We start from the raw sequence: 22992 nt of genomic DNA, 5'->3' as shown, positions 1-22992 counted from the left end.
TTATTTTGCCTTGGCGATCGCTGCTTCCAGGCTGTGGCCCAGTTCAATCATCGCCTGGCTCAGCGCATTGATGCAGCCATCGATTCGTTCGGGGGGCTGTGCTTGATGGCAGGCCTGTTCCAACGCCTCGCACAGTTGAATCAGCGCAGTGGCCTGCACGATACGGGCGACACCTTTTATCTTGTGCGCCGTCTCGGTAATCGCCTGCCGGTTTGCGCCGCGGGCGACGTCAAGCAGTTCCTGACGGTCAGCGCGGTTGCTGCTGAGCAGTTCTGCCAGCAGGCGGTGGGTGGAGACCGGGTCGCCGCCGGTCAGCGTGTGCAGGCTTTGCAAGTTGAAAGCTCGGGAAGCATTGAGGGGTTTGATGGCGTTCATCCATTGATTAAGTGCGCTCAGACTGATCGGTTTGAACAGGCAGTCGTCCATGCCGGCATCCTTGCATCGCTGTTTTTCCTCGGGCTGCGCGTTGGCGGTAAATCCCAGGATGGTGCAAGGCGGCTGTTGCTGTGCGGCTTCGTGTCGGCGAACCGCCCGGGCCAGTTCGTAGCCGCTCATGATGGGCATGTTGCAGTCGGCGATGATCAGGTCGAAATCCCCGTCAAGCCATGCCTTGAGACCTTGCTCGCCGTCGTGGCTGACATGGTGGGGATGACCCAGATAATTCAGCTGCTGGGACATCAGCAGCCGATTGGCCGGATGGTCGTCCACGACCAGGACGTTCAGCGTGCACCTCGCTGTTTCAGTCACAGGCGTAACCGGAACGCTGGCCTCTGCCTTCGGCAGGATGGTGAGCGGCAAGGAAATCCGCACCTGGGTTCCAAGGCCCGGCTGGCTGTTCATGTGCAGTTCTCCACCCATGGCCTCGCACAAGTGACGGCTGATTACCAGGCCAAGCCCCGCGCCCTTGCGGGCCATCCGGCTGCCGTTATCGGCTTGGGCAAACGGCTCGAACAGGCGCCCGAGGTCTGCCGGACTGATGCCGATGCCGCTGTCGCTGACTTCCATCTGCAATTGCAGCGTCTTGTCCCGGGCGGCCTGGGACAGCTTCACGCTGACCTTCACTTCGCCTTGCTCGGTAAATTTCAGGGCGTTGCTGATCAGGTTTGAAAGCACCTGCTTGAAGCGCAGTGGGTCCATTCGCACGTCCGGGTTGATTCCAGCAGGCTCGAATTGCAAGGACAATCCAATGTTCTTTTGCCGGGCCAACCCTTCGAAAACCCGCATCACCGATTGCACCAGGGCCTTCAGGTCAACCCGTTCGGGCGCCAGGCTCAGATGGCCTGTTTCGATGCGGGCGATGTCGAGGATATCGCCTATCAGCTCCAACATGCCGGACGCCGACTCGTACGCAACCTCAATCGCCGAGCGGTCAACGTGGCCCTTGTCGGCGTGTTTGAGGGCCAGTTCAAGCATGCCGATCACTGCGTTCATGGGCGTACGGATTTCATGGCTCATGGTCGCGAGGAAAGTACTCTTGGCCCGGTTGGCGTCGTCGGCCTGTTCTTTGGCGGAGCGCAGTTGCTCGACGAGCTGGCGCCGTTCGCTGATATCAATCCAGCCGCCGATGATCCCTTGCACCTGTGCCGCAGAGTTACGGTACGGAAGGATCCAGTGATAGATCGTCAGCTTCCGGTTGCCAATGTGCAGTGGCCGGTCGGTGATCAACGCGGTGCCTTCAGCCATGACGCGTTGATAGTCCGCCTGGTATTCCCGGGCTTCGAAAGCATTGCTCATGGCACCGGGCATGATGCTCTTGCCGATGACCTCCTCACGCTTCGCGTTGAACGTTTCCAAGTAACTGTCGTTGCAGCTTTGCAGCACTCCCTCGCGGTCTCGCACATAGATCGGATGGGGTGTGCCGTTGAGCAGGGCGTGCATGAACTCGAGTTGGTCATTGAGCGCCAGTTCTGCCCGCTGGCGTTGCCTGATCTGTCGTTGCATGTAGCCGTTCCATGCCAGGGAAAGCAGCAATAACAGGCCGACGCCGGCGACGATCTGGAAAAACAGGCGGTTATAGGCGCGCCAAGTGTGTTCCGAGGCCGAGACGTAGCCGCGCCAGCGGTTGTTGATCACGCCCAGTTCGTCGGGATCGATGCTGGTCAAGGCCTTGTCAAGAATGGAGCTCAGCTCCGTGGCGGTTCTTGCGGTGGCCAGCGAGAACATGGCCTGCTGAGTCCCCACGGTGCTGCTGATTTGCAACTTGTCTTTGAGCGAGTGGGACGAGATGAAGTAGTTGGCCATGACCAGCGAGTTCACGCCTCCGTCGGCCTGGCCTTGGGCGATCATTTCAGCGGCGTGCAAGGAACCGACGGTTTCGATTATTTTGATGCTCGGGTACTGGTTGCGTAGAAACTCTATGATCGGATTGCTTTTGGCGATTGCCAGGCTTTTGTCTCCGAACTGGTCGAGGGTGGTGGGTGTATCGGAGTGTTTACGGGTCAGCAGCACGAATGAGCTATCGAGGTAAGGGCGGCTTAACTTCATCTGTTGTTGCCGTTCGCTGCTGGGTAAAAGTGCCGCAATCACGTCGGCCTGGCCTTCCAGGACCGCGGCAATCATGTCGTTGTCGTTCTGGTGGCGTTGGACGTCCAGGCGCATGCCGGTACGCAACCGGATCAGCTCCAGCAGGTCGGCGCTGATCCCGCGAAAATCGCCGTCCGAATCAAAGAAGGTGAACGGGGCCGCGGTTTCGTTCACCGCCACTCGAACCATCGGATGCCTTGCCAGCCAGCGTTCTTCCCGGTCGGTCAGTTGTATCTTGTGCTCCGTGAGGTACAGGTCGCTGCCGGCACTCCAACGCTTGGCGATAGCCGCTTGCTCGGCGATGGAGATCTGGTTCAGCGTGGCGTTGATGACCTCCAGCAACCGGGTATCGTTGCGTCGCACCGCGAACCCGAATCCGTAGGATTCATGTTTGCCGAAGCTGGCCATGCGGATGTTGCTCAAGTAACCCTTGCTGATCATGTAGTGGGTGGAAATGGTATCGCCGAGAAACACATCGGCTTGGCCGAAGGCGACGGCGTTGATAGCGTTCTGGTAGGAGGGGTACGTGGTGATAAGTGCCTTGGGGTACAGCTTTTCGATCTCACGGGGCGGCAGGTAGTGGTAGACCATGCTCAGCCGCAGCCCGTCCAGATTATCGGTCAGGGGGCGGTTTTCGTTCGTCCGAGTGACCAGGACAGGTTGATCCACGGCATAGGGAGCCGATAGAGCAATGCCCGGGTTTCGGGCTTCGAAGCCGTTTGCGGTGCCGAGCAGGTCTATCTGCCCGCTCTCGAGCGCGGCAATGGCTGCTTCGCGGGAATCGAAGCGCAGGACTTTCATGGGCAGGCCGGTGGTCTTGGCGATGATTCCGGCATAATCGGCGGTCATGCCTTCGTAATCGCGACCGCTGCTGGATAGATCGAAGGGCGGATAATCCGGCGCAGAGGTCCCCAGGACCAGTTCCTGACGGCCTTGCAGCCAGGCACGTTGGGTCTCATCAAGCTTGATTTCGAGATGATCGGCGCTCGCACGGCTCAGCAGGGCGTAGTGCTCAGGCACATTCGGCGCAGCCACGAGAAACACCGCATAAAGCCCTGAACTTAACAGCAGCAGGTACTTGCCAATGCATTTGAACATCCTGTTATTTCTCACACCAGTGCGTTGCGCTTTGCCATTTCGATCAAATCTACCAGCGACTTCACTTTGAGTTTCTGCATGAGCCGTTTTTTATAGGTGCTGACCGTTTTATTACTTAGGAACATGCCTTTGGCTATTTCCTTGTTGGTGCGGCCCTGGGCAAAAAGTTGTAATACCATCAACTCTCGGTCGTTGACGCTTTTGAAAAGATCCAGCTCGACACTGCGCGGATCATCGTCACGTACGGGGGTGAGCGCTTGACTGGGAAAGTAGTTGTAACCGGACAGTACGGCTTTGATTGCGCTGACAAGTTCACTGAGGTCTTCTTGTTTGCAAACATAACCGGATGCGCCGGACTGCATGCATCGAATACCGAAGAGCGTGGGGGACTGTGCTGTCAGCACCAGCGTCTTGAGCGGAGTGCTCATGGCATTGAAGCGAGAAAGTATTTCCAGTCCGTCAAGTTTGGGGATGCTGATGTCCAGGATGACCAGGTCCGGCATGCACTCACGCACCATTTGCATCGCGTCGACGCCATTATCGGTTTCCCCTACGACTTTATAGCCTTCATGCTCGAGGAGCATTCGAACGGCGAGGCGGATGACCGGATGATCGTCGACAATGAAAACGGAGTTCATGAATAAAGTCCCCTACGAGCTTAAATAAAGCGCGCACCTTAGCCCAGTTAAGGTCAAGTCGCGCGAGGAGACGGGCAGGCATCATCAATTTCAGAAGTTTCCTACAAAAAAAGAGGCGAGGTACCACGATGTATTTAATTGGTTGGTAGGCAAGTGGCGTGAGGAGGGGGTGTTTTATGTTCAGTTGAGGGTGGGTTTAGTTCTAATAATTAATCAGGTAGTTAATTAGGGCTATCGTCGTCGGTTGACAGGCGAAGACCTGCAACCGACTCCCGTTCGCTCAGGAGGCGGTTGCTGGATGAGGTTGCCTCATTGACGCGTGCGACCGGTCATTTCCTGGGCCATTTCGCTGGCGTAGCTGTCGGTCATGCCGGCGATAAAATCGATCATCCGCAGGAATGCGTTGTGCAGCGAGCCGTCAGGATCGGGTGCGTTATTGCCGAGAAGGTCAAGGATGCGCCGGTTCTTGAACGAAGGGGTACGGCCGCCGTGTTGTTCCAGGGCAGCTCCGCAGAATCCATTGAGCAAGATCTCCAGCGTGGTGTAGGCGCCGATTTCATTCAGGGTCTTTCGCTTGTCCTGGAATATCTTCTTGCGGGCCATGTCCTTGGCATTCAATACGCAGCGCTTGGCTGGACCGTGCATGTGTTCCACCAGGTCTCCCTGCAGCGTGCCCGCCAGCAGGGCGTCCTGCTGCTCGACGAATGCCCGGGCGGCAGCGTTGGTGAGGTGTTCGATGGCCTTGCCACGCAGGATCGCCAGTTTTCTGCGCCGCGAATCCTGCGGCCCGAGCTGGCGATAGGTTTCTGGCAAGTCGTCTCCGACCAGGTCCAGGAGCAGCGATTCCACCTGCGGGTATTCCAGCAGGTCCATCTCGACGCCATCCTCCAGGTCGATCAGCGCATAGCAGATGTCATCGGCCGCTTCCATCAGGTAGACCAGCGGATGCCTCGCCCAGCGCTGGTCCTCGAGTTGCGGCAGGCCGAGCTTATGGGCAATTTGTTCCAGCAGCGGCAGCTCACTCTGGTAACAGCCGAACTTGTGTTTCTTGTAGCCCAGGGAGTCGGCGTGACGAGCAGTCCACGGGTATTTCAGGTAGGTACCCAGGGTCGCGTAGGTCAGCCGTGTGCCACCGTCGAACTGATGGTATTCGAGCTGTGTGAGTACCCGGAACCCCTGGGCATTGCCTTCGAAATTAAGGAAATCGTTGCGCTCGGCATCGCTCATGGCGTCAAGCCAACCACGTCCCGCCGCTTGTTGAAACCAGTAGCGGATCGCGTCCTCGCCGGAATGGCCGAACGGTGGGTTCCCGATGTCATGGGCCAGGCAAGCCGATTGGACCACCATGCCCAAGTCACTTGGCTCGCACCAGTCGGGCAGGGCGCTGCGGATGGTTTCCCCGACACGCATGCCCAGGGACCGTCCCACGCAACTGACTTCCAGCGAATGGGTCAAGCGTGTGTGGATATGGTCGTTGCTGGACACCGGGTGCACTTGCGTCTTGCGCCCAAGGCGACGGAAGGCTCCGGAGAAGATGATGCGGTCGTGGTCTTTGTGAAATGGGCTGCGACCCAGTTCTTCCGGGCTATGCAGCGTTTTTCCCAAGCGTTCGCGAGTCAGCAGGGTGTGCCAATCCAAGGCCGGTGCTCCGTTTGATGAGTCGATGCCTTAGCTTCCCGGTTCGAGCGGTGTCCCGCAAGGCCCCAGAGCCGCGATCAGTTGTGCCTGGGTGTTGCGTCCACCGCCGGATCGGGTCATTCCCGGGCTTGAAGGTGTCAGGGTTTGCGCGCGCTCTTGGCCAGCTTGATCAGCGGAAGCACTGCCGTTGCCAGCCGGACCAGGCGCGACAAGCCGCCAGAACGCCCGCTTCGGGTTCGCTTGCCTCCAAGGAAACCGAGCAAGGAAACCGCAGCTACGCCCCAAAGGGACGCGTGCTTGAGGCCGAAGCCCTCATGCCAACTTTTCGTGAAGCCGCGTACCCGTTGCAGTGGATGCAGCAGTTGGCGCGTTTCCTGGCGGATTTCCTGGCGGTGCATTTCCATGCGCAGGCGCACCAGCGCCTTGCGCATTTCCTGTCGGGTACGGGCTTGGGGAATATCAGGCAGGCTCATGGCAACAGGCGCTCCCGGTCGTTGGCCAATTCTTCCAGGGTGGCATGGAAAGGGGAGGACTCATCGTAGATCGCTGCCTTGAGTCGAAGCCCACAAAACAACGCCGCCAACAGATAGAACAGGCACAGGCCGATAATCCCCGCCAGGCGATAGGTGTCCCATACCAGGATCAGCACCAGCGCCGACAGCCCAACCAACAGCAGCAAACCAAAAACCAGTGCAAGACCTGCAAACAACAGCAGGCTGACGGTACGCGCCTTCTGTTCCTGCAGTTCAATGCCGAACAATTCGACATGGCTGTGCAGCAACCCGAGGAATGCCGCGCCCAGGCGACGCGCTGTGGGTCTTGTGCCCGATTCGGGCGAGCCGGATTCGTCGATGCCCATCATCAGCGCCGAGTCGCCAGCAGTCCGATCAAGAAGCCCACGCCCGCCGCGATGCCGACCGATTGCCAAGGATTGGCCTGTACGTATTCTTCGGTGGCGATGACCGCCGCCTGGCCGCGCTCACGCACAGAGTCTTCGGTCAACTTGAGGGTGTCGCGGGCACGCAACAGGGTTTCGTGGATCTGGCTGCGCAATTCGTCAGCCTGATCGCCCGCCAAGGTCGCGGTGTGATCGAGCAATCGTTCTGTGTCCTGGACCAGCGTCTGGAAATCTTCCATCAGGGTTTCTTGAGCAGTCTTTGCCTGGGTTCTGGCCATGGGTGCATCTCCGTAAGTGACGTCTGAAGCGTTCGAGTATGAGCCTTGCCGGAAGGTTCAGTGAAACTGAGTGGTACATCTTTTGCTCTGGATTCTGCGATGTACTGGTGCGTCCACCCGCGCCAGTGCGCTGAAGCTGGGCGAAAGCCTCTGGAAACCTTAACTCAAATAATCAAAACCCGTGAGCCACCTCGACGCGGTTGCGTCGAGCTACCGGATTTGCGCACCAAAGCGGTTCGTCTGCCTGTGGTAAATCGACGAGCCGTTTCAATTTGGTGCGGTGGTGGCCGGAGCGAACCGCTTTGGTGCTTTTCAACTTCTTCAGGCCTGCCCATACCATGGAAAATATGCAAAGCGCTGTGGACAGTCTCGTCCATAGTTCCAACACGCTGTTCATCCTGCTCGGCGCGGTCATGGTTCTGGCCATGCACGCCGGTTTCGCGTTTCTGGAAGTAGGAACCGTACGACAGAAGAACCAGGTCAACGCCTTGTCGAAAATCCTGAGTGATTTCGCCGTGTCGACCCTCGCCTATTTTTTCATAGGCTATTGGATCTCCTACGGCGTGACCTTCCTGCAACCTGCGGCGGTACTCAGCGCCGACCATGGTTACAGCCTGGTGAAGTTTTTCTTCCTGTTGACGTTCGCTGCCGCGATCCCGGCGATCATTTCCGGAGGAATTGCCGAGCGCGCGCGGTTCGTACCGCAGTTATGCGCGACGGTGCTTATCGTGGCGTTCATCTATCCGTTTTTCGAAGGGATTGTCTGGAACGGTAATTTTGGCCTGCAGGCCTGGCTTCAGGCGCGTTTCGGTGCTGGGTTCCATGATTTCGCCGGCTCCGTGGTGGTCCATGCGATGGGCGGCTGGCTGGCGCTGGCGGCGGTGATTTTGCTCGGGCCGCGTAACGGTCGCTATCGGGAAGGGCGCCTGGTGGCGTTCGCGCCATCGAGTATCCCTTTTCTAGCGTTGGGTTCGTGGATCCTCATTGTTGGCTGGTTCGGCTTCAACGTGATGAGCGCCCAGACCTTGCCAGGCGTGAGTGGGTTGGTGGCCGTCAATTCGTTGATGGCGATGGTCGGAGGGACCGTGGCGGCGTTGATTGTCGGTCGCAACGACCCGGGCTTCCTGCACAACGGTCCGTTGGCCGGTTTGGTGGCGGTCTGCGCCGGTTCCGACCTCATGCATCCGGTAGGCGCATTGGCGACCGGCGCCATCGCCGGCGCTTTGTTCGTCTGGTGTTTCACCGCAGCCCAGGTCAAGTGGAAAATTGACGATGTCCTTGGTGTATGGCCCCTTCATGGGCTGTGCGGTGTCTGGGGCGGAATCGCCTGCGGTATTTTTGGCCAGGATGCCTTGGGCGGCTTGGGTGGGGTCAGCCTCACCAGCCAATTGGTCGGCACGGCGCTTGGCGTGATCGTCGCCCTGGTGGGCGGGTTTGTGGTTTACGGTGCGATCAAGGCAGTACTGGGCTTGCGGCTGACGCAAGAAGAAGAGTACTACGGCGCCGACCTGTCGATTCACAAGATTGGAGCGGTCAGCCAGGACTGAACATTGCGCTACGGTTCCTTGTCCTGATTGCCCGGGTAGAAACCGTGGAGCAGGCCATAGCGCTCGTGTCGGACTTGATCCACATGATGCCGGACCCGCTGCTCCGGCAGCCCGAGCATGATCAGCGCGTGAGAAGCCAGCATCAGGCTCGACTCCAGCAACTCCGGGACCACTTCGGTGGCCCCGGCAGCTTGCAACTCGGCCAGTTGGCTGTCGTCGCGGGTACGCACCAGGATCGGCACCTGCTGATTGACCCGCCGGGCCTCCTTGAGCACGGTCATTGCAATGTCCGTCTTGTCTACCGCGACGACCAGCAATCTTGCGCGACCCAGCCCGACGGCGGCGAGCAGGTCTGCCCGGCGTGAGTCGCCATAGTGCACGCATTTCTCGCCAACCGAGGCTTCGCGGATGATGACCGGGTCGTCATCCAGGGCAACGAACCCCAGTCCCTCCCGGCGTAGAAAACGCCCGATCGACTGTCCTACGCGACCATATCCGCAAATGACCACATGACCTGACAAGCCGGCATTGAGCTCGCTGATCTGGTCCAGCTGCGCTTCTTCGTTGGGCTTGCGATGGAGCCGGGCGGCTATGGCTGGCGCGGCGCGCAGCAATAGCGGCGTCAGCAGCATCGAGCAAAACGTGGCGGCCAATAACAGCCCGCCGATGTCGGCGGGCATGAGGCGGTTCTGTTGCATGAGTGCCATGAGGGCGAAACAGAATTCGCCGCCCTGGGCCAGGGCCAAGCCGCTGCGCCAGGCGGTTTCGCCATCGCTGCCGCGCCACTTCACCAGCGCGGCGACCACGCTGCCCTTGATGATCATCAATCCCAGCGTCAGCCCGAGAATCAGCAGGCCATCCTCGACGAACAGTTGCAAGTCGATCAGCATGCCGATGCTGACGAAGAACAGTCCCAGCAGGATATCGCGGAACGGCCGTATATCGGCCTCGATCTGATGCCGATAATGGCTTTCGCCAAGCAACATGCCGGCGAGGAATGCCCCAAGAGCCGGTGACAGGCCAAGCAGGTGGGTAAGCCATGCGGTCAGCAGCACGATCACCAGGGCCAGCAACACAAAAAGCTCGGCGGACCGGGACGCCGCTACTTCGTGGAACAGCCGTGGCAGCAGCAAGCGGCTGGCCAACAGCAAGCCGCCGAACAGCACCAGGGTCTTGCCCAGCGTCAGGGGCAGCGCCCAATACCAGGCGTGCTCGCTGCTGCCGGCAAACACCGGCACCAGGGTCAGGAGCAGTACCGCGACGACGTCCTGGAACAGCAGCACGCCGATGGCATTCTGGCCGTGACTGGTGAAAATCTCCCCCAGGCTGGTCAGCTCCTTGCTGACGATGGCGGTGGAGGACAAGGCCAGCCCGGCGCCGAGCAACAGTGCCGCCATCGCCGGAGCGCCGCAGCCCACCAGCAGGGCGCCCAGCAGCGCTCCCGAACCCACCACCTGCAGGCTGCCGAGTCCGAACACCACCCGGCGCAATTCGAGCATCTTCGAGAGCGAGAATTCCAGGCCCAGCGAGAACAGCAGGAAGACCACGCCGAGTTCGGCAAGGTCCGGCAGTTCCTCGCTGTCGTTCACCCAGTCCAGCGCGGTCGGGCCGACGGCCAATCCGACGCAGAGATAGCCAAGCACGGGCGGCAGGCGCACTCGCCGGAACAGGGCAATGACCACCAGGGACGAGGCGAGGATGATCAGCAAGTTGGCAAACAAGGGATACTCCGTTTCAGGTGCTGACACTCAGCGTAGAGGAGAAATGAACCGAGCATCGTCGAAAATACTTTTGTGCTCAATGATTTGCGTCAGCGCTTTACCGAAACATTCTGAATCACGGCACCCGTCTCGACGGCTTCACGAGGCAGGCCTAGAATGACCGTCTATCTTTTTTGGGTCTACCTGCCATGCCGCCTGAATGCCAGTTGTTCGGCACCCTGGGATGCCATTTGTGTGAAGTTGCAGAGGCCGAGCTGATGCCCTTCGTTGAACACGGATTGTTGGTGGAGTTGGTGGATATCGCCGAACGCGAGGCGTGGTTCGAAGCTTACGGTTTGCGCATTCCGGTATTACGCAGGGTCGACACTGGCGCGGAGCTGGATTGGCCCTTCGATGCCGATCAGGTCGCCGCCTTCCTGCGTTGATACCTTCCATCCTTTGAGTCACACGCCGCCATTGGCGAAATGAGATTCTTCGGGTACTGTATGCCCATACAGCTATCCGGAGTGCGTGCCTTGGTCAATGTCGAGCAATTGAAAAACAGCGTGAACAGGATGTCCGCGGACGTTGTGCGTGAGGCGGTCCTGGAGTTGCGCCTGGATGGTCTGGTGACCGAAGGGAAGACGCCCTTCAATAAACTGCACTTCAACACCTGTTTCGCCGAGATCGAAGCACTGTTCCAGCGCGCCGGTTATCACAAGCAGCTGGATGTGGTGGGTTACCAGGGGTTGTTGTATGCATTGTACGACCCGGGGCGGTGGGAGGCGGTCGAGGTGCTGCGCTGGCTGAAAGAGTTCACCGAAGCAGCAGCGAGACCGACCCCAATCCGCGCGTGAGCCAATCATTGCTGGGCTGGTTTGCGTGACTATCGGATAATGCCGACCCCGTAAAGGTTAAAGAGTCTTCAATGTCTGGTTCATCGTTTTCCGCGGCTCACCATCAGGCGAGCACGCTGTATTTGCCGCCCGGCGCCTGGCAGACAGTGCTCGATTGTCTCTGCGAGCATTTCAGCGCGATCAGCCGCGAGCAATGGCTGGATCGGATCGCCCGGGGACGAGTATTGGACGAAGAGGGCAGGTCGATTCGTGCCGACTTGCCATACCGTGAAGGGCTGCGCATCCATTACTTTCGGGAAGTCCCCGACGAAAAGCCGATCCCGGTAGTGGAGTCGATTCTCCATGCTGACGAACACTTGGTGGTGGCTGACAAACCGCATTTCCTGCCTGTCACTCCAGCGGGGGAGTACGTTGAGCAGACGTTGTTGCGGCGATTGATTCGTCGGCTGGACAATCCCCATCTGGTGCCCTTGCACCGCATCGATCGCCACACGGCCGGGCTGGTGCTGTTTTCAGCCAATCCGCTGACCCGTTCAGCTTATCAATCGTTATTTCCGACGCGACGGATCGAAAAATACTACCAAGCCATTGCTCCCGCATTGCCTGGATTGGCTTTTCCGCGCGTGCACAAGAGCCGGATGATCAACGGGGAGCCGTTCTTTCGGATGCAAGAAGGGCCGGGCGAGCCCAATACCGAAACGGCCATTGAAGTGCTTGAAAGGAATGGCGACCTGTGGCGCTACGGCCTGTATCCGGTGACCGGCAAGAAACATCAGTTACGGGTTCATATGAACGCGTTGGGGGCGGGCATCTGCAACGATCCCTTCTACCCCGACGTGGTTCGAGATGCCGAGGATGATTATTCCAATCCACTCAAGTTACTGGCGCGTGGGTTGCGTTTCATCGATCCGATCACGGGTGTGGAGCGCTCCTTTGAAAGCGCGATAGCGCTGCGTTGGTAATGGCGCCGCTTTAGGACAGGCAACAAAAAGCCCGCAACAATGCGGGCTTTTCTTCATCTGCCGTGACGTCGAAGATTACAGGTCTTTAACGGTACGAACCTGATCCTTGTTCACGCGAGTCTGCTTGCCATCCAGTTGCTCGAATTCGTAGAAGCCGCTGTCTTCATCGTAATGTGGCGTGTCGACGGCCTGGATTTCGCGACCGTCATTCAAGGTAATCACTGTTGGCGATGCACACCCGGCGAGAGTGGCGAGGCCCAGCGCGAGCATGAAAGTAGCGAGGGTCCGTTGAGTCATGGTGTTTCTCCGAAATGAATTCTTCAAGTTACTGACCTTCAGACGTATACATCGCGAGCAAGTTCCTGGCTAGTGTCAATCTGACACGCCTGCGTGATGGGCGAGGAGCTCCGGTGTGTTGAGATTAGCCAGCCGGGGATCATTGGCGGGGCACTGCAAGGCCACGGCATGCAGCGTGCGCATGATGCGGCCAGGGCTGCGTTCGCCTTCCTGCCACGCCTGTTCAAACGTTGCTGCCAGCGCTACCGGGATGACGCACAGCAGCGGCTCCCAATGTTCGCCATGACGCACCATCAACGGCTTGTCGGGGTGTTGGCTTGCCGTCTCGCGCATGCTGTCGAGCAGGCTTGCATCAATCTGCGGTACGTCGCACGGCAGGACCAGCAGATAAGGATGCCGCGCCACCCTGAGGCCCGCTCGGATGCCAGCCAGTGGGCCGGGAAAATCCCCTTCCTCGTCATGCACCAGCTGATCTGCGTACAGGGCGTAACGTTCCGGGTTGCGGTTGCAGGAGATGATCAGGTCATCGCTCAAGGTCCGGGTCTGCCGATGAAGGTGGGCAATCAACGGTTCTCCGTGCCATTGCAGCAAACCTTTGTCTTGCCCGCCCATCCTTTGCCCGCGCCCGCCCGCCAGGAGCAGGACGGAACAGCAAGGCAGGGGATTGTTCGAGGTCATCGTGTGTCTCCGCACGGGCGAAAAAATCAGGCGCTGTGATATAACACCAGGCTGTTTCCTCTACAACTGGAAGAGCCTATGAAAGCCAAGGCTGATGTACCTTTCGTGCCGCTCAATGTCGCGGTACTGACTGTCAGCGATACGCGTACCCTGGAAACCGACACATCGGGGCAGGTCTTTGTCGACCGGCTCACGGAGGCAGGGCATAACCTCGCGGCGCGGGTGTTGCTAAAAGATGATCTGTACAAGATTCGCGCGCAAGTCGCCACGTGGATTGCCGACGAGGTAGTACAGGTGGTGCTGATCACTGGTGGTACCGGCTTCACCGGTCGTGACAGCACTCCCGAGGCCGTTGCGTGCCTGTTGGACAAACAGGTCGACGGATTCGGCGAATTGTTCCGGCAGATATCCGTGGCGGACATTGGCACCTCAACGGTGCAGTCCCGAGCACTGGCCGGCCTGGCCAACGGTACGCTGGTGTGCTGCCTGCCGGGTTCAACCAATGCGGTGCGCACCGGATGGGACGCAATCCTGGCTGAGCAATTGGATGCGCGGCATCGGCCGTGTAACTTTGTGGCCCATTTGAAACAGGCGGCTCCTTGTGAATCCCGTGGGTAAACCGGGCAAGACTGGGGCCTTGATGGCCGTCGAGGTCGCGTTGGAGCGGTTGCTTGAGATGGCGGCGTCTTCGCCGATCATCCAGCGCGAGCGGGTGCCCCTGGCGCTGGCGCAGGGCCGGGTGCTGGCCGAGGATCTGGTGGCGACGCTCGATCTGCCGCCTTGGCCCAACAGCGCCATGGACGGCTACGCTTTGCGCCTGGCCGACTGGCATGGCGAGGCGCTGGTGGTCAGTCAGCGGATTTTCGCCGGGCAGTCTCCAGACCCCTTGGCCGCGGGTACCTGCGCGCGAATCTTCACCGGGGCGCCCGTTCCGGTCGGCGCCGATTGCGTCGAGATGCAGGAAAACGTCGTGGTCGAAGATGACCAGCGGGTACGGTTCACCCAGCCCCTGGCGAGCGGGCAAAATATCCGTCCCCAAGGGCAGGAAACAACCGTCGGCGAACAGGTTCTGTGCAGCGGTACTCGCCTGGGTCCTATCGAGCTGGGACTCGCGGCATCCTTGGGTTGCGCATCGCTGGAAGTGGTGCGCAAAGTGCGCGTTGCAGTCCTGTCCACGGGCGATGAACTGGTGGAACCTGGCCAGCCCCTGGGGCCGGGGCAGATCTACAACAGCAACCGCGTGCTGCTTTGCGGGTGGCTGCAGCGTCTGGGTTGCGAGGTCGTGGATGCGGGCATCCTGCCTGACGATTTGTCCGCTACTCGCCGGTGCCTGGCCGGGCTGGCAGATGTCGACCTGATCCTTTCCACGGGTGGGGTCTCGGTGGGTGACGCCGACTTCCTGGGCATAGCGTTACGTGAAGAAGGTGAGCTGACGCTGTGGAAGCTCGCCATCAAGCCCGGAAAACCGCTGACATTCGGACATTTCCGTGGCGTACCGGTAATAGGCCTGCCCGGAAATCCCGCTTCTACGCTGGTGACTTTTGCCCTATTGGCTCGGCCATATTTACTGAGACGCCAGGGCGTTCAGTCTGTGGAACCGCTCAAGTTCAAGGTGCCTGCCGGTTTCGTCTGGCCGAAGGCGGGCAGTCGGAGAGAGTACTTGCGAGGCCGTATTGAAAATGGCCGCGCAGTTATTTACCGCAACCAGAGTTCGGGCGTCTTGCGAAGCGCAGCCTGGGCCGACGGGCTGGTCGAGATCCTCGAAGAGCGAACGCTGGTCGAGGGCGATGAAGTGAGCTTTATTCCCTTGAGCGAAGTCTTGGGTTAGCTCTGATTCAACATATTCAGGCCCGAGCAGGTACTCGGGCCGCTACTTGTAATTTTTAGCGCGACAGTAACGTCACCAGTTGGTCGAATCGGTTGTTCGCGACCCAGCCCAGCAATCCGATTACCACTGCCGCCGCACCGGCCATATAGGCAAGTCGGTGTCGAACCGCCTTGACGTCGGTGCGGATTTCATCCATGTCCCTGCGGATGTACTTGAGGTGGGTTTCCAGTTCAACGACGCGCGGTTCCAAATCAGTTCCTCCAGCAGGGTTACTGCAGCTTTTTCCTTCATTTTGCCCATCGGCTCGTTCACCACAGAAGGGTACGAACTGCCGGAGCGATACCTTGTTTTCATGGCTATGCATGGGGCGTTTCTCCCCGGCAAACATGATTTTTCCCGCGATCAAGCGGACCTCTACAGGCCGTGGCATATCCGTCCATGGGCAACACATCCTTCTAAATGAGCGATTTTTTGTTTCAACGTAACCTGATGCCAAGGTGTCTCAATATGACTAGAGGGTCAATTGAACGGATTCGCCAAGACTTGTAAGAAAATTCCTTGAATAAGGAAATCCCTGAGTGAAGCCGTGCGGTTTTTTGTGGCAACGAAAGGCGAACCGTGGGTTTTTTATAAAGATTGAACGAATCCGGGCTTTTTCGGCTGCGCGGGCGGTCTCATTTCCTGAACCTTTCCAATGACGGAGACAACGATGAGCAAAGGCAAGGCGCTATTGATCCTGCACGGTAAGCAGGCGCTCAACGAAGAGGTTCGTGCGGCAGTGATGCTAAAGCGCAAACAAGGCTGGGATCTGGCGGTTCGGCTGACGTGGGAAGCCGGCGATGCCCAGCGATGTGTCGAGGAAGCACTGGACGCAGGTTACACGCAACTGATCGCTGGCGGCGGCGACGGAACCTTGCGCGACATCGCCGAGGCCATCGCCCTGCAGGCTGGTGACGCCAGCCTGGTGTTGCTGCCGCTGGGCACTGCCAATGATTTTTCTCGGGCAGCGGGGATTCCGCTGGACCCGGAGCAGGCCCTTGATCTACTCGATGTCGAGCCCCGGGCGGTTGATCTGGGCGAGGTCGGTGGACGGATCTTCCTCAACATGGCCACCGGCGGTTTCGGCAGCCAGGTCACTGCGAATACTTCCGAGGACCTTAAAAAGGTCCTTGGCGGTGCCGCCTATCTGTTTACCGGCCTTTCACGATTCAGTGAGCTGAGTGCTGCCTATGGCGAGCTGCAGGGGCCCGGTTTTCATTGGCGTGGCGATCTGTTGGCGTTGGGTATAGGCAATGGTCGGCAGGCCGGAGGGGGCCATGTGCTGTGCCCTGAGGCGCTGGCCGACGATGGGTTGCTCGATATAAGCATCCTGCCCGCACCTCAGGAAGTAGTCAGTACCCTCAGGGATCTGTTGTCCGGCGGGCTGGGTATCGACAACATGTTCGTACGGGCGCGCTTGCCATGGGTGGAAATCAAGGTAGCCCAAGGCCTGGATATCAATCTGGATGGCGAACCCTTGGAGGTCGATGAGCTGCGTTTCACAGTGCGGCCCAAGGCGTTGCGCGTGCACTTGCCATCGGATTCGCCTCTATTGGGATCTTCGGGCCTGCTCAGTCGTCCAGGCTGATAATCTGCTCGCGTACCGCAAATAGCACCAGCCCCGCGACATCATGGATTTGCAGGCGCTTCATGATCTGGGCTCGGTGGGTTTCTACGGTCTTGATGCTCAGGCTCAGGCCGTTGGCGATTTCCCGGGTGGATTTGCCGCGAACGATCAACCGCAGGATCTCCAATTGGCGAGCGGTCAGGTTATGGGTCTGGGCTGGATCGGGTTGGTGTTTTTGCACACGGGTCAATGCTTGGTTGATCACGGTATGGGCGATGGCCGGGCTAAGGTAGCGCTCGTTATTGCGCAGGGCATCCAGGGCGTGTTCCAGCTCGGTGGCTGTGGTGTCTTTGAGCAGATAACCATGGGCTCCGGATTCCAGCGCCTGCATGATCAGCGCGGGATCGGTGTGCATGGACAGGATCAACACCTTGCTCTGGGGACGCGCTTGCTTGAGTTGCTGCAAGGCTTGCAGGCCGCTGGTATCTTTCATCGAAATATCCAGCAGCACGATATCCGGTTCGAGCCGCTCCACCAGTTCCAATAGCTGTGCGCCGTCGTTGGCTTCGCCGATGACGGCGTAGCCAGGCAGATCCAGGACAAGGGCACGCACCCCGGCCCGGATCAGCGAGTGGTCATCTACCAAAAGCAAATTACAAGTCAATGGAGAACCTTATTCTTGCTGGCCCGTTCCAGGGTGCGAGGCGCCCAGGGAATGCGAGCTTCGATATGCGTGCCTTTTCCGGCCTCGCTGGTAACCTTGAGGGTGCCGCCCAGTTGTGCGACTCGCTCCGCCATCCCGGCCATGCCGCGTTGCCCTTCGCGGGCGGGATGGGTGGCCGGGACGAATCCCTGGCCGTCATCACTGATCAACAACGTAAGACCCTCGGGCAGGCGTTGCAGGCGTACCAGGAGATTCGTCGCCTGGGCATGGCGCAGGATGTTGGTGACCGCTTCCTGGGTGATGCGGAAGGCGGCGACCGTCATTTCTTCCGGTATGCCGGTCATGCGCTGCTGACAGTCCAGGCTCCAATTCACCGGCGTATTGGCCAGCGTCTTGAGCAGGTGCGCGCGCAGGCTGGCTTCGAGTCCCAGGCTGGTCAGCTGTCTCGGGTTGAGGATGGCCGACACGTCCCGCACTTTATTCAGGGTTTCGTCCAGCGTCTCGCAGAGCACGGAACATTGGCTTTGCAAATCTTCCGGCATGCGGCGTTTGAGCCATTCGCTTTGCAGCTTTGCCGCGGTCAGTAATTGCCCGATGTCGTCGTGCAGTTCGCGGCTGAGTCGATGGCGCTCGTTTTCCTGGACTTCGAGCAGCCGGTCCGCCAGTTCCTGCGGTTGGAACTTGATGGACTTTCGCGACAGTCGATAGTGGATCCAGACACAGGCAAGGGCCGCGACATTCAACGCCAGCAAGCTCAACGGCACGGTAACGGCCGTCAAGTAGGCCAGCAGGCAGCCGAGGGTCGAGCAGATGCACAGCAGCAACGTGAACCGGCGGGCGTTTTCTCGGGAGGGTGGCCAGGATATAAGTGACTTGAAGCTGGCGTACATAGCGGATGGAGCCAATGGATGTTCGCTGCGGGCAGGCCGGTCAGCGCATCTGACGGGCCGGGTCGGGTAAACGTTTCAGGTCGGGGACGGCTTCAGTTGGCGGCGGCTGTTCGAAGCGACTGACGCGAGACATAGTACCACTTCAAATATCGTTGGTCGCGTTCGGCTTGGCGGCTGCAATGCCCAGCGAGCCGGACACCTGATCGCGAGCCGTAACGAGCGGTTTCAGGCTTGTTTCTGAGCGAAGGGGACCACTGCCAAGGAGCGCGGTGGTTGTAATACCTCGCAAGGACTTTGGCCTACCTGAAAAGCAAATGCTTCGATCAGAGAGGTCTGTTCGCTGTTGTCCAGGCCCAGCTTGCCGGTGGTGTGGTCGACCAGTTCCAGTTGCCAGGCCATCAGTGTGAAACAATCTTTCAGCGCGTCCAGCGCTTGATCGTGCAGCTCCATGTGATGTTGCGCATGAGTGAGCAAGCCATGGATGTGCAGCGAAAACTCCGAAACGGCCTCCAACGCCAAGGCATCGGCCTTGTTTGCCAGCTTCAGCAAGGTGCTGAGCATGCAATCAATGGCGTCCTTGTCGTTGTTGATCAATTGCAGGTGGCTCAGGCATTCCTCTGACTTGGCCAAGAGCGTCTCGGCTTCAATCAGGAACTCGGGAAGGCGCTGGCTCCAGTTCTTGCGATCGTTCGGCATGCTTATCTCCACAACATCATGTCAGGCGAAAGTGATCGCGTGTGGCGAACGGCTGGGTCTCATGACCGACAACGAGCGACGGCGCGTCGCCAGCCTCTGCCGCTCGGCCAACGCCGGCTCGCAAACGATTGCACCGGCAAGCTCGGCCGAACGACTGGAAGTCCGATGTCCTACGGTCGCGCACAAGGGCCTGACTCCATTCAGCAATGAGAATGGCGTCACATTAATGGCTATTGGATAGCGGGAATATCAGGTTAGACCTGATTGTGCCTAGGGGAATCCCTTAGGCAGGGGAACTTTGCACGCAAACCGAAGTCGCGCAGCGAGAAAAATTACGGGTAGAGACGGGAAGCCAGTAAAGCATGATGTTAATGTGACATCAATGCCCCTCGCAGCTATTTCATGTCGGGGTCAAGAAACGGCTCATGCAGCCGATAAAGCCTTTACAGGATTCATCCGAACAAGCCCAGGAGTCATCGATGGCCGGCATTCTCGACACAGTAGATCAACGAACCCAACTGGTGGGTGAGAATCGCCTGGAAATTCTCATGTTTCGCCTGGCGGGGCGGCAGTTGTTCGCCATCAACGTTTTCAAGGTCCAGGAAGTGTTGCAGCTGCCGAAGCTGACGTTGATGCCCCAGCGCCATCCGTTCGTCTGTGGCGTGGTCAACCTGCGGGGCCAGACGTTGCCGGTCATCGACCTGTCCCAGGCCATCGGCATGCGTCCGCTGGTGCCGGGACCGAACAGCACCATCATCGTCACCGAGTACAACCGCTCGGTCCAGGCGTTTTTGGTGGGTGGCGTGGACCGCATCGTCAACATGAACTGGGAAGCCATCCTGCCGCCTCCGACCAGCGCCGGCCGAGAGCATTACCTGACGGCCATCAGCAAGGTGGACGACCAGTTGGTGGAGATCATCGACGTGGAAAAAGTCCTCGCCGAAATCGTGCCTTACAACGCCAAGGTGTCCCGGGAGAAACTCGAGGATCCGGTATTGGAGCGCGCCCGCGGTCGTGAAGTATTGCTGGTCGACGACTCCAATGTCGCGCTTTCCCAGTTGCGTGACACCCTGGGCCAGTTGGGCGTGAAGATGCACATCGCCAGCGATGGCCTGAAGGCGTTGAACATGCTCAAGGCGTGGGCGGATACAGGGGAGGTCATGACGGACAAGTTGCTGATGATTTTCACCGACGCGGAAATGCCGGAGATGGATGGCTATCGCCTGACCACCGAAATCCGTAACGACCCGCGCCTACGCGCGCTCTACGTGGTATTGCACACCTCACTGTCCGGCAGCTTCAACGACTCGATGGTGAAGAAGGTCGGCTGTGACAACTTCCTCTCCAAATTCCAGCCGGACAAGCTGGTCGATGTGGTGCGTCAGCGGTTGATGCTCGACCACGGCTGATCGAGGTTTGCTTCGACAGTCGGCTCGTATAAGGTTGCGTTTTTTCGCCACCAGGGAAGTTGACCATGTTGCGGCTGAGCGCGCTGTACCGTTATCCGTTGAAGTCCGGCAAGGGCCAGCTGCTGCAAGGGATTGGCCTGGACAAGCTCGGGCTCGACGGTGATCGGCGCTGGATGCTGGTGGACGAGGCCAGCGGACGGTTCCTGACCCAGCGAGCCGTGGCGAAAATGAGCCAGCTCTCGGCTGTGTGGAACGAGGCGGGTGGTCTGACCCTCAGCGCGCCGGGCCACGGCACCATCGAGGTGCCGCTGCCGTCCGCCGGCGAAGAACAACGGCGCGGCGTGATCATCTGGCGTGACACCTTGCGCGTGCCGGATGCAGGCGACGAGGCGGCGGCCTGGGTCAGCGGATTCATCGGCAATCCCACCCGGTTGGTCCATGTGCCGGTGGAGTTGGCTCGCACCACGGCGGCCGGCTACGGCAAGGACGACGACAAGGTCGCCTTCGCCGATGGATTTCCGCTGCTGCTGATTGGCCAGGCCTCTTTGCAGGATTTATCGAGCAAGGTCGGTCGCCCGCTGGAAATGCTGCGCTTTCGTCCCAACCTGGTGATCGAAGGCAGCGAGGCGTTTGCCGAGGATGGCTGGAAGCGCATTCGCATAGGCGAGGTGGAGTTCCGGGTGGTCAAGCCGTGCTCGCGCTGCATCATGACAACGGTCGATCCGCATACGGGCGAACGTGATCCGAAGCGTGAGCCTTTCGCGACATTGCAGCAGTATCGTTCGACCCCGGATGGCGCGATGTTCGGCCAGAATCTGGTCAACGACGGCGATGGCAGCCTTGAAGTCGGCATGCCGGTCGAAGTGCTGGAATAAAGAACCCTTGAATAAAAATGCCCGTGCCATTGGACACGGGCATTTTTGGTTACGCCGACGCCATTACCTCGTCACAGATGAGTGACGCGTCCGCGCCGTCGGTTCAGCCGCGATATTCACACAGGTAAGCCGTGTCGACGGTCACTTTGAGCTGGAATTTGCTGTTGGCCGGGACGTTGAACTGGCTGCCAGCGGCAAAGGTTTCCCAGTCGGTGCTGTCGGGCAGCTTAACCGTCAGGGCGCCGGAAACGACGTGCATGATTTCCCGCTGGGCGGTGCCGAATTCGTATTCGCCCGGTGCCATGACGCCGATGGTCGCGGGACCTTCGGCAGTGCCGAAGGCGATCGACTTGACGGTGCCGTCGAAGTACTCGTTGACTTTGAACATGGGCGATTCCTCAAGAAAGGGCTGAAAAAGGCCGGCCAGTATGCACAAGGCCACAACCGTCGTCATCTGTCGCGCCGGACCCTACGGTCAGGCTGTGAGCACCAGGGGCAATAGTCTCGCCGTGTTGCGGGCGTCCTCCAGCGCGCGGTGTTGTTGCCCACAAAATTGCATTCCGGCCAGCTGTAGCGCCCCATTGAGCCCCAAGGGGCGCTCCAGCCGACGGGCCTTGGCAAAGCGTTGCTTGAGATTCATATGCGGTACCTGGTCGAGAATGCTGTGCAATTGCTGCCGCTGCCATTCCTGAAGCAATTGCTTGCGATCGTAGTCGCCCCAACTGACCCAGCCTTCAAGGCTTGCGTGATAGGGCGCCAGCCAATGTTCGAACGCTGGCCAGACCTCGGCAAGCGGTGCTGCGCTGTCGACGTTGGCCTGGCTGATGTGCGTCAACTGGCGACAAAAAGACGTGAGCAATGGTCGCCTCAAAGGCCGGACAAACCTCTGGAAATGATCCACTTCCCGGCCATCTCGATTCACCAGGGTGGCGCCGATTTCGATAATTTCCATTTCGGTTACCGGCCAGCCACCTTCATCGGTCGTGGCCTCCAGATCAATCACCAGCCATTGAGGCATTGCAAGGTTCCTGGTATCGGCGTGTTGATGGGTTTGAGCGTAGCCAAACCCGGCATATCCGCCTAGTCCTGTCTTGTTTTGCAATATTGCGCCGATCCGCTGGCATGCTTGATCCGGACGACCGCGCCCGAGCGCTTGCCTGGCTGCCCCGGTCAGCTTAAATTGCCCGCGCCACCTGGATTTGCTGAAGTGGCCCGCGTTGGCCGATCAACGGTAGGAGAGAGTGGGTGGACGAGCGAAAAGCCCTGCGCGTGATGCGTGAGCTGGTCGACAACGGGCAACTGACCGATCCGGACAGCGCACGCGGCAAATTGCTTCAAACCGCCGCTCACCTGTTTCGCAACAAAGGCTTTGAACGCACCACCGTGCGCGACCTCGCGAGCGCCGTTGGCATTCAATCGGGGAGCATTTTCCATCACTTCAAAAGCAAGGACGAGATCCTGCGGGCGGTGATGGAGGAAACCATCCGCTACAACACCGCGTTGATGCGCGCGGCGCTCGCCGAAGGTGGCAGCGTGCGCGAGCGAGTGTTGGCGCTGATCCGCTGCGAACTGCAATCGATCATGGGCGGTACCGGCGAGGCGATGGCGGTGCTGGTCTATGAATGGCGCTCCTTATCCGAAGAAGGGCAGAGACAAGTGCTGGCCCTGCGTGATATCTACGAAGCTGTGTGGCTCGAGGTCTTGGGCGAGGCCAGGGATGCCGGGTATATTCGCGGGGACGTGTCGATCATGCGGCGCCTCCTTACCGGGGCGTTGTCCTGGACCTCCACCTGGTTTCGCGCCGAAGGCAGCCTGAGTCTCGATGAATTGGCCGAGCAGGCGCTGATCCTGGTGCTGAAAGAACAACAATAATCGAACTCAGGCGTAAGGGCCACGCGGTTGGCTGAGCG

General features: G+C 59.3%; 25 protein-coding genes. 10 read left to right on the top strand and 15 right to left on the bottom strand.

Features of this window, described 5'->3' with window-relative positions; all coding sequences use genetic code 11:
• The 6 genes from HU742_RS17510 to HU742_RS17485 form a co-directional block, all read right to left on the bottom strand.
• Positions 1–3621, bottom strand: a complete 3621-nt coding sequence (locus HU742_RS17510) for a transporter substrate-binding domain-containing protein (protein WP_186643121.1) — start codon at positions 3619–3621, stop codon at positions 1–3.
• A gap of 11 nt (positions 3622–3632) precedes the next feature.
• On the bottom strand, positions 3633–4259 hold the full coding sequence (locus HU742_RS17505) for a response regulator transcription factor (protein ID WP_186636811.1): 627 nt from the start codon (positions 4257–4259) through the stop codon (positions 3633–3635).
• 309 nt (positions 4260–4568) lie between these two features.
• Positions 4569–5897 carry a deoxyguanosinetriphosphate triphosphohydrolase gene (locus HU742_RS17500; RefSeq protein ID WP_186643122.1) on the bottom strand — a complete coding sequence of 443 codons (1329 nt, stop codon included), beginning with the start codon at positions 5895–5897 and terminating at the stop codon, positions 4569–4571.
• Positions 5898–6034: 137 nt separating this feature from the next.
• A complete protein-coding gene (locus HU742_RS17495; protein WP_186609923.1) occupies positions 6035–6370 on the bottom strand; it encodes a hypothetical protein in 336 nt (111 codons plus the stop codon).
• Entirely contained in the window at positions 6367–6756 is a 390-nt protein-coding gene (locus HU742_RS17490) for a phage holin family protein (RefSeq protein WP_186609945.1), read from the bottom strand. Before HU742_RS17490 ends, HU742_RS17495 begins: the two co-directional genes overlap by 4 nt.
• 2 nt (positions 6757–6758) lie before the next feature.
• Positions 6759–7073: an ElaB/YgaM/YqjD family protein gene (locus tag HU742_RS17485; protein WP_186609922.1), complete on the bottom strand. Its 315-nt coding sequence runs from the start codon at positions 7071–7073 to the stop codon at positions 6759–6761.
• Between the two features lie 338 nt (positions 7074–7411).
• Here HU742_RS17485 and HU742_RS17480 point away from each other — a divergent pair, with 338 nt between their 5' ends.
• Positions 7412–8620: an ammonium transporter gene (locus HU742_RS17480; protein ID WP_186636809.1), complete on the top strand. Its 1209-nt coding sequence runs from the start codon at positions 7412–7414 to the stop codon at positions 8618–8620.
• Between the two features lie 8 nt (positions 8621–8628).
• Here HU742_RS17480 and HU742_RS17475 read toward each other — a convergent pair whose 3' ends face one another.
• Positions 8629–10341, bottom strand: coding sequence for a cation:proton antiporter (locus HU742_RS17475; RefSeq protein WP_186643123.1), 1713 nt, complete (start codon positions 10339–10341; stop codon positions 8629–8631).
• A gap of 188 nt (positions 10342–10529) precedes the next feature.
• On the opposite strand from HU742_RS17475, the gene HU742_RS17470 reads away from it, so the two are divergent.
• From HU742_RS17470 to HU742_RS17460, 3 genes are all read left to right on the top strand, one after another.
• Complete coding sequence (locus tag HU742_RS17470; protein WP_186636796.1) at positions 10530–10766, top strand: glutaredoxin family protein; 237 nt, start codon at positions 10530–10532, stop codon at positions 10764–10766.
• Between the two features lie 90 nt (positions 10767–10856).
• The gene (locus HU742_RS17465; protein WP_186609944.1) at positions 10857–11177 is read left to right on the top strand and encodes a transcriptional regulator; all 321 of its coding nucleotides are present in this window, start codon (positions 10857–10859) and stop codon (positions 11175–11177) included.
• Positions 11178–11248: 71 nt separating this feature from the next.
• Positions 11249–12139, top strand: a complete 891-nt coding sequence (locus tag HU742_RS17460) for a pseudouridine synthase (protein ID WP_186643124.1) — start codon at positions 11249–11251, stop codon at positions 12137–12139.
• Positions 12140–12214: 75 nt separating this feature from the next.
• Here HU742_RS17460 and HU742_RS17455 read toward each other — a convergent pair whose 3' ends face one another.
• Complete coding sequence (locus tag HU742_RS17455) at positions 12215–12436, bottom strand: YgdI/YgdR family lipoprotein (protein WP_039588986.1); 222 nt, start codon at positions 12434–12436, stop codon at positions 12215–12217.
• A 75-nt stretch (positions 12437–12511) separates the two neighbouring features.
• Complete coding sequence (gene mobA / locus HU742_RS17450; RefSeq protein ID WP_186643125.1) at positions 12512–13114, bottom strand: molybdenum cofactor guanylyltransferase MobA; 603 nt, start codon at positions 13112–13114, stop codon at positions 12512–12514.
• 78 nt (positions 13115–13192) lie between these two features.
• On the opposite strand from mobA, the gene moaB reads away from it, so the two are divergent.
• Both moaB and HU742_RS17440 read left to right on the top strand, forming a co-directional pair.
• Positions 13193–13732 carry a molybdenum cofactor biosynthesis protein B gene (moaB, locus tag HU742_RS17445; RefSeq protein WP_186609916.1) on the top strand — a complete coding sequence of 180 codons (540 nt, stop codon included), beginning with the start codon at positions 13193–13195 and terminating at the stop codon, positions 13730–13732.
• Between the two features lie 22 nt (positions 13733–13754).
• Complete coding sequence (locus tag HU742_RS17440) at positions 13755–14942, top strand: molybdopterin molybdotransferase MoeA (RefSeq protein WP_186643330.1); 1188 nt, start codon at positions 13755–13757, stop codon at positions 14940–14942.
• Between the two features lie 55 nt (positions 14943–14997).
• Here the strand turns inward: HU742_RS17440 and HU742_RS26815 are convergent, their stop codons facing one another.
• Complete coding sequence (locus tag HU742_RS26815; protein WP_225923586.1) at positions 14998–15306, bottom strand: hypothetical protein; 309 nt, start codon at positions 15304–15306, stop codon at positions 14998–15000.
• A 345-nt stretch (positions 15307–15651) separates the two neighbouring features.
• Between HU742_RS26815 and yegS the strand changes: the two genes are divergently transcribed.
• The gene (gene yegS / locus HU742_RS17430) at positions 15652–16569 is read left to right on the top strand and encodes a lipid kinase YegS (RefSeq protein ID WP_186636784.1); all 918 of its coding nucleotides are present in this window, start codon (positions 15652–15654) and stop codon (positions 16567–16569) included.
• Here the strand turns inward: yegS and HU742_RS17425 are convergent.
• From HU742_RS17425 to HU742_RS17415, 3 genes are all read right to left on the bottom strand, one after another.
• A complete protein-coding gene (locus HU742_RS17425) occupies positions 16553–17212 on the bottom strand; it encodes a response regulator (protein WP_186643126.1) in 660 nt (219 codons plus the stop codon). The genes yegS and HU742_RS17425 overlap by 17 nt on opposite strands.
• Complete coding sequence (locus tag HU742_RS17420; RefSeq protein ID WP_186636856.1) at positions 17209–18102, bottom strand: sensor histidine kinase; 894 nt, start codon at positions 18100–18102, stop codon at positions 17209–17211. Before HU742_RS17420 ends, HU742_RS17425 begins: the two co-directional genes overlap by 4 nt.
• 225 nt (positions 18103–18327) lie before the next feature.
• The gene (locus HU742_RS17415; RefSeq protein ID WP_186636767.1) at positions 18328–18798 is read right to left on the bottom strand and encodes a hypothetical protein; all 471 of its coding nucleotides are present in this window, start codon (positions 18796–18798) and stop codon (positions 18328–18330) included.
• Between the two features lie 479 nt (positions 18799–19277).
• Here HU742_RS17415 and HU742_RS17410 point away from each other — a divergent pair, with 479 nt between their 5' ends.
• Both HU742_RS17410 and HU742_RS17405 read left to right on the top strand, forming a co-directional pair.
• Complete coding sequence (locus HU742_RS17410) at positions 19278–20207, top strand: chemotaxis protein CheV (protein WP_186636764.1); 930 nt, start codon at positions 19278–19280, stop codon at positions 20205–20207.
• Positions 20208–20272: 65 nt separating this feature from the next.
• A complete protein-coding gene (locus HU742_RS17405; protein ID WP_186643127.1) occupies positions 20273–21082 on the top strand; it encodes an MOSC domain-containing protein in 810 nt (269 codons plus the stop codon).
• Positions 21083–21185: 103 nt separating this feature from the next.
• Here HU742_RS17405 and ppnP read toward each other — a convergent pair whose 3' ends face one another.
• Positions 21186–21470, bottom strand: coding sequence for a pyrimidine/purine nucleoside phosphorylase (ppnP, locus tag HU742_RS17400; protein ID WP_186636758.1), 285 nt, complete (start codon positions 21468–21470; stop codon positions 21186–21188).
• A gap of 87 nt (positions 21471–21557) precedes the next feature.
• Positions 21558–22100, bottom strand: a complete 543-nt coding sequence (locus HU742_RS17395) for a 3'-5' exonuclease (RefSeq protein ID WP_186643128.1) — start codon at positions 22098–22100, stop codon at positions 21558–21560.
• A 227-nt stretch (positions 22101–22327) separates the two neighbouring features.
• Here HU742_RS17395 and HU742_RS17390 point away from each other — a divergent pair, with 227 nt between their 5' ends.
• On the top strand, positions 22328–22954 hold the full coding sequence (locus HU742_RS17390; RefSeq protein WP_186636752.1) for a TetR-type transcription factor C-terminal domain-containing protein: 627 nt from the start codon (positions 22328–22330) through the stop codon (positions 22952–22954).
• Positions 22955–22992 lie beyond the last annotated feature (38 nt).

It is taken from the genome of Pseudomonas marvdashtae (assembly GCF_014268655.2).
Taxonomy (GTDB): domain Bacteria; phylum Pseudomonadota; class Gammaproteobacteria; order Pseudomonadales; family Pseudomonadaceae; genus Aquipseudomonas; species Aquipseudomonas marvdashtae.
The sequence above is the reverse complement of the archived record's forward strand: the minus strand, read 5'-3'. Positions and strand labels throughout refer to the sequence as shown.

What these genes read in the sequence shown, in the direction of transcription:
- HU742_RS17510 (WP_186643121.1), bottom strand. Translation starts at nt 3,621, where the DNA reads ATGTTCAAATGCATTGGCAAGTACCTGCTGCTGTTAAGTTCAGGGCTT.
- HU742_RS17505 (WP_186636811.1), bottom strand. Translation starts at nt 4,259, where the DNA reads ATGAACTCCGTTTTCATTGTCGACGATCATCCGGTCATCCGCCTCGCC.
- HU742_RS17495 (WP_186609923.1), bottom strand. Translation starts at nt 6,370, where the DNA reads ATGAGCCTGCCTGATATTCCCCAAGCCCGTACCCGACAGGAAATGCGC.
- HU742_RS17490 (WP_186609945.1), bottom strand. Translation starts at nt 6,756, where the DNA reads ATGGGCATCGACGAATCCGGCTCGCCCGAATCGGGCACAAGACCCACA.
- HU742_RS17485 (WP_186609922.1), bottom strand. Translation starts at nt 7,073, where the DNA reads ATGGCCAGAACCCAGGCAAAGACTGCTCAAGAAACCCTGATGGAAGAT.
- HU742_RS17480 (WP_186636809.1), top strand. Translation starts at nt 7,412, where the DNA reads ATGGAAAATATGCAAAGCGCTGTGGACAGTCTCGTCCATAGTTCCAAC.
- HU742_RS17470 (WP_186636796.1), top strand. Translation starts at nt 10,530, where the DNA reads ATGCCGCCTGAATGCCAGTTGTTCGGCACCCTGGGATGCCATTTGTGT.
- HU742_RS17460 (WP_186643124.1), top strand. Translation starts at nt 11,249, where the DNA reads ATGTCTGGTTCATCGTTTTCCGCGGCTCACCATCAGGCGAGCACGCTG.
- HU742_RS17455 (WP_039588986.1), bottom strand. Translation starts at nt 12,436, where the DNA reads ATGACTCAACGGACCCTCGCTACTTTCATGCTCGCGCTGGGCCTCGCC.
- mobA (WP_186643125.1), bottom strand. Translation starts at nt 13,114, where the DNA reads ATGACCTCGAACAATCCCCTGCCTTGCTGTTCCGTCCTGCTCCTGGCG.
- moaB (WP_186609916.1), top strand. Translation starts at nt 13,193, where the DNA reads ATGAAAGCCAAGGCTGATGTACCTTTCGTGCCGCTCAATGTCGCGGTA.
- HU742_RS17440 (WP_186643330.1), top strand. Translation starts at nt 13,755, where the DNA reads ATGGCCGTCGAGGTCGCGTTGGAGCGGTTGCTTGAGATGGCGGCGTCT.
- HU742_RS26815 (WP_225923586.1), bottom strand. Translation starts at nt 15,306, where the DNA reads ATGCATAGCCATGAAAACAAGGTATCGCTCCGGCAGTTCGTACCCTTC.
- yegS (WP_186636784.1), top strand. Translation starts at nt 15,652, where the DNA reads ATGAGCAAAGGCAAGGCGCTATTGATCCTGCACGGTAAGCAGGCGCTC.
- HU742_RS17420 (WP_186636856.1), bottom strand. Translation starts at nt 18,102, where the DNA reads ATGTACGCCAGCTTCAAGTCACTTATATCCTGGCCACCCTCCCGAGAA.
- HU742_RS17415 (WP_186636767.1), bottom strand. Translation starts at nt 18,798, where the DNA reads ATGCCGAACGATCGCAAGAACTGGAGCCAGCGCCTTCCCGAGTTCCTG.
- HU742_RS17410 (WP_186636764.1), top strand. Translation starts at nt 19,278, where the DNA reads ATGGCCGGCATTCTCGACACAGTAGATCAACGAACCCAACTGGTGGGT.
- HU742_RS17405 (WP_186643127.1), top strand. Translation starts at nt 20,273, where the DNA reads ATGTTGCGGCTGAGCGCGCTGTACCGTTATCCGTTGAAGTCCGGCAAG.
- ppnP (WP_186636758.1), bottom strand. Translation starts at nt 21,470, where the DNA reads ATGTTCAAAGTCAACGAGTACTTCGACGGCACCGTCAAGTCGATCGCC.
- HU742_RS17395 (WP_186643128.1), bottom strand. Translation starts at nt 22,100, where the DNA reads ATGCCTCAATGGCTGGTGATTGATCTGGAGGCCACGACCGATGAAGGT.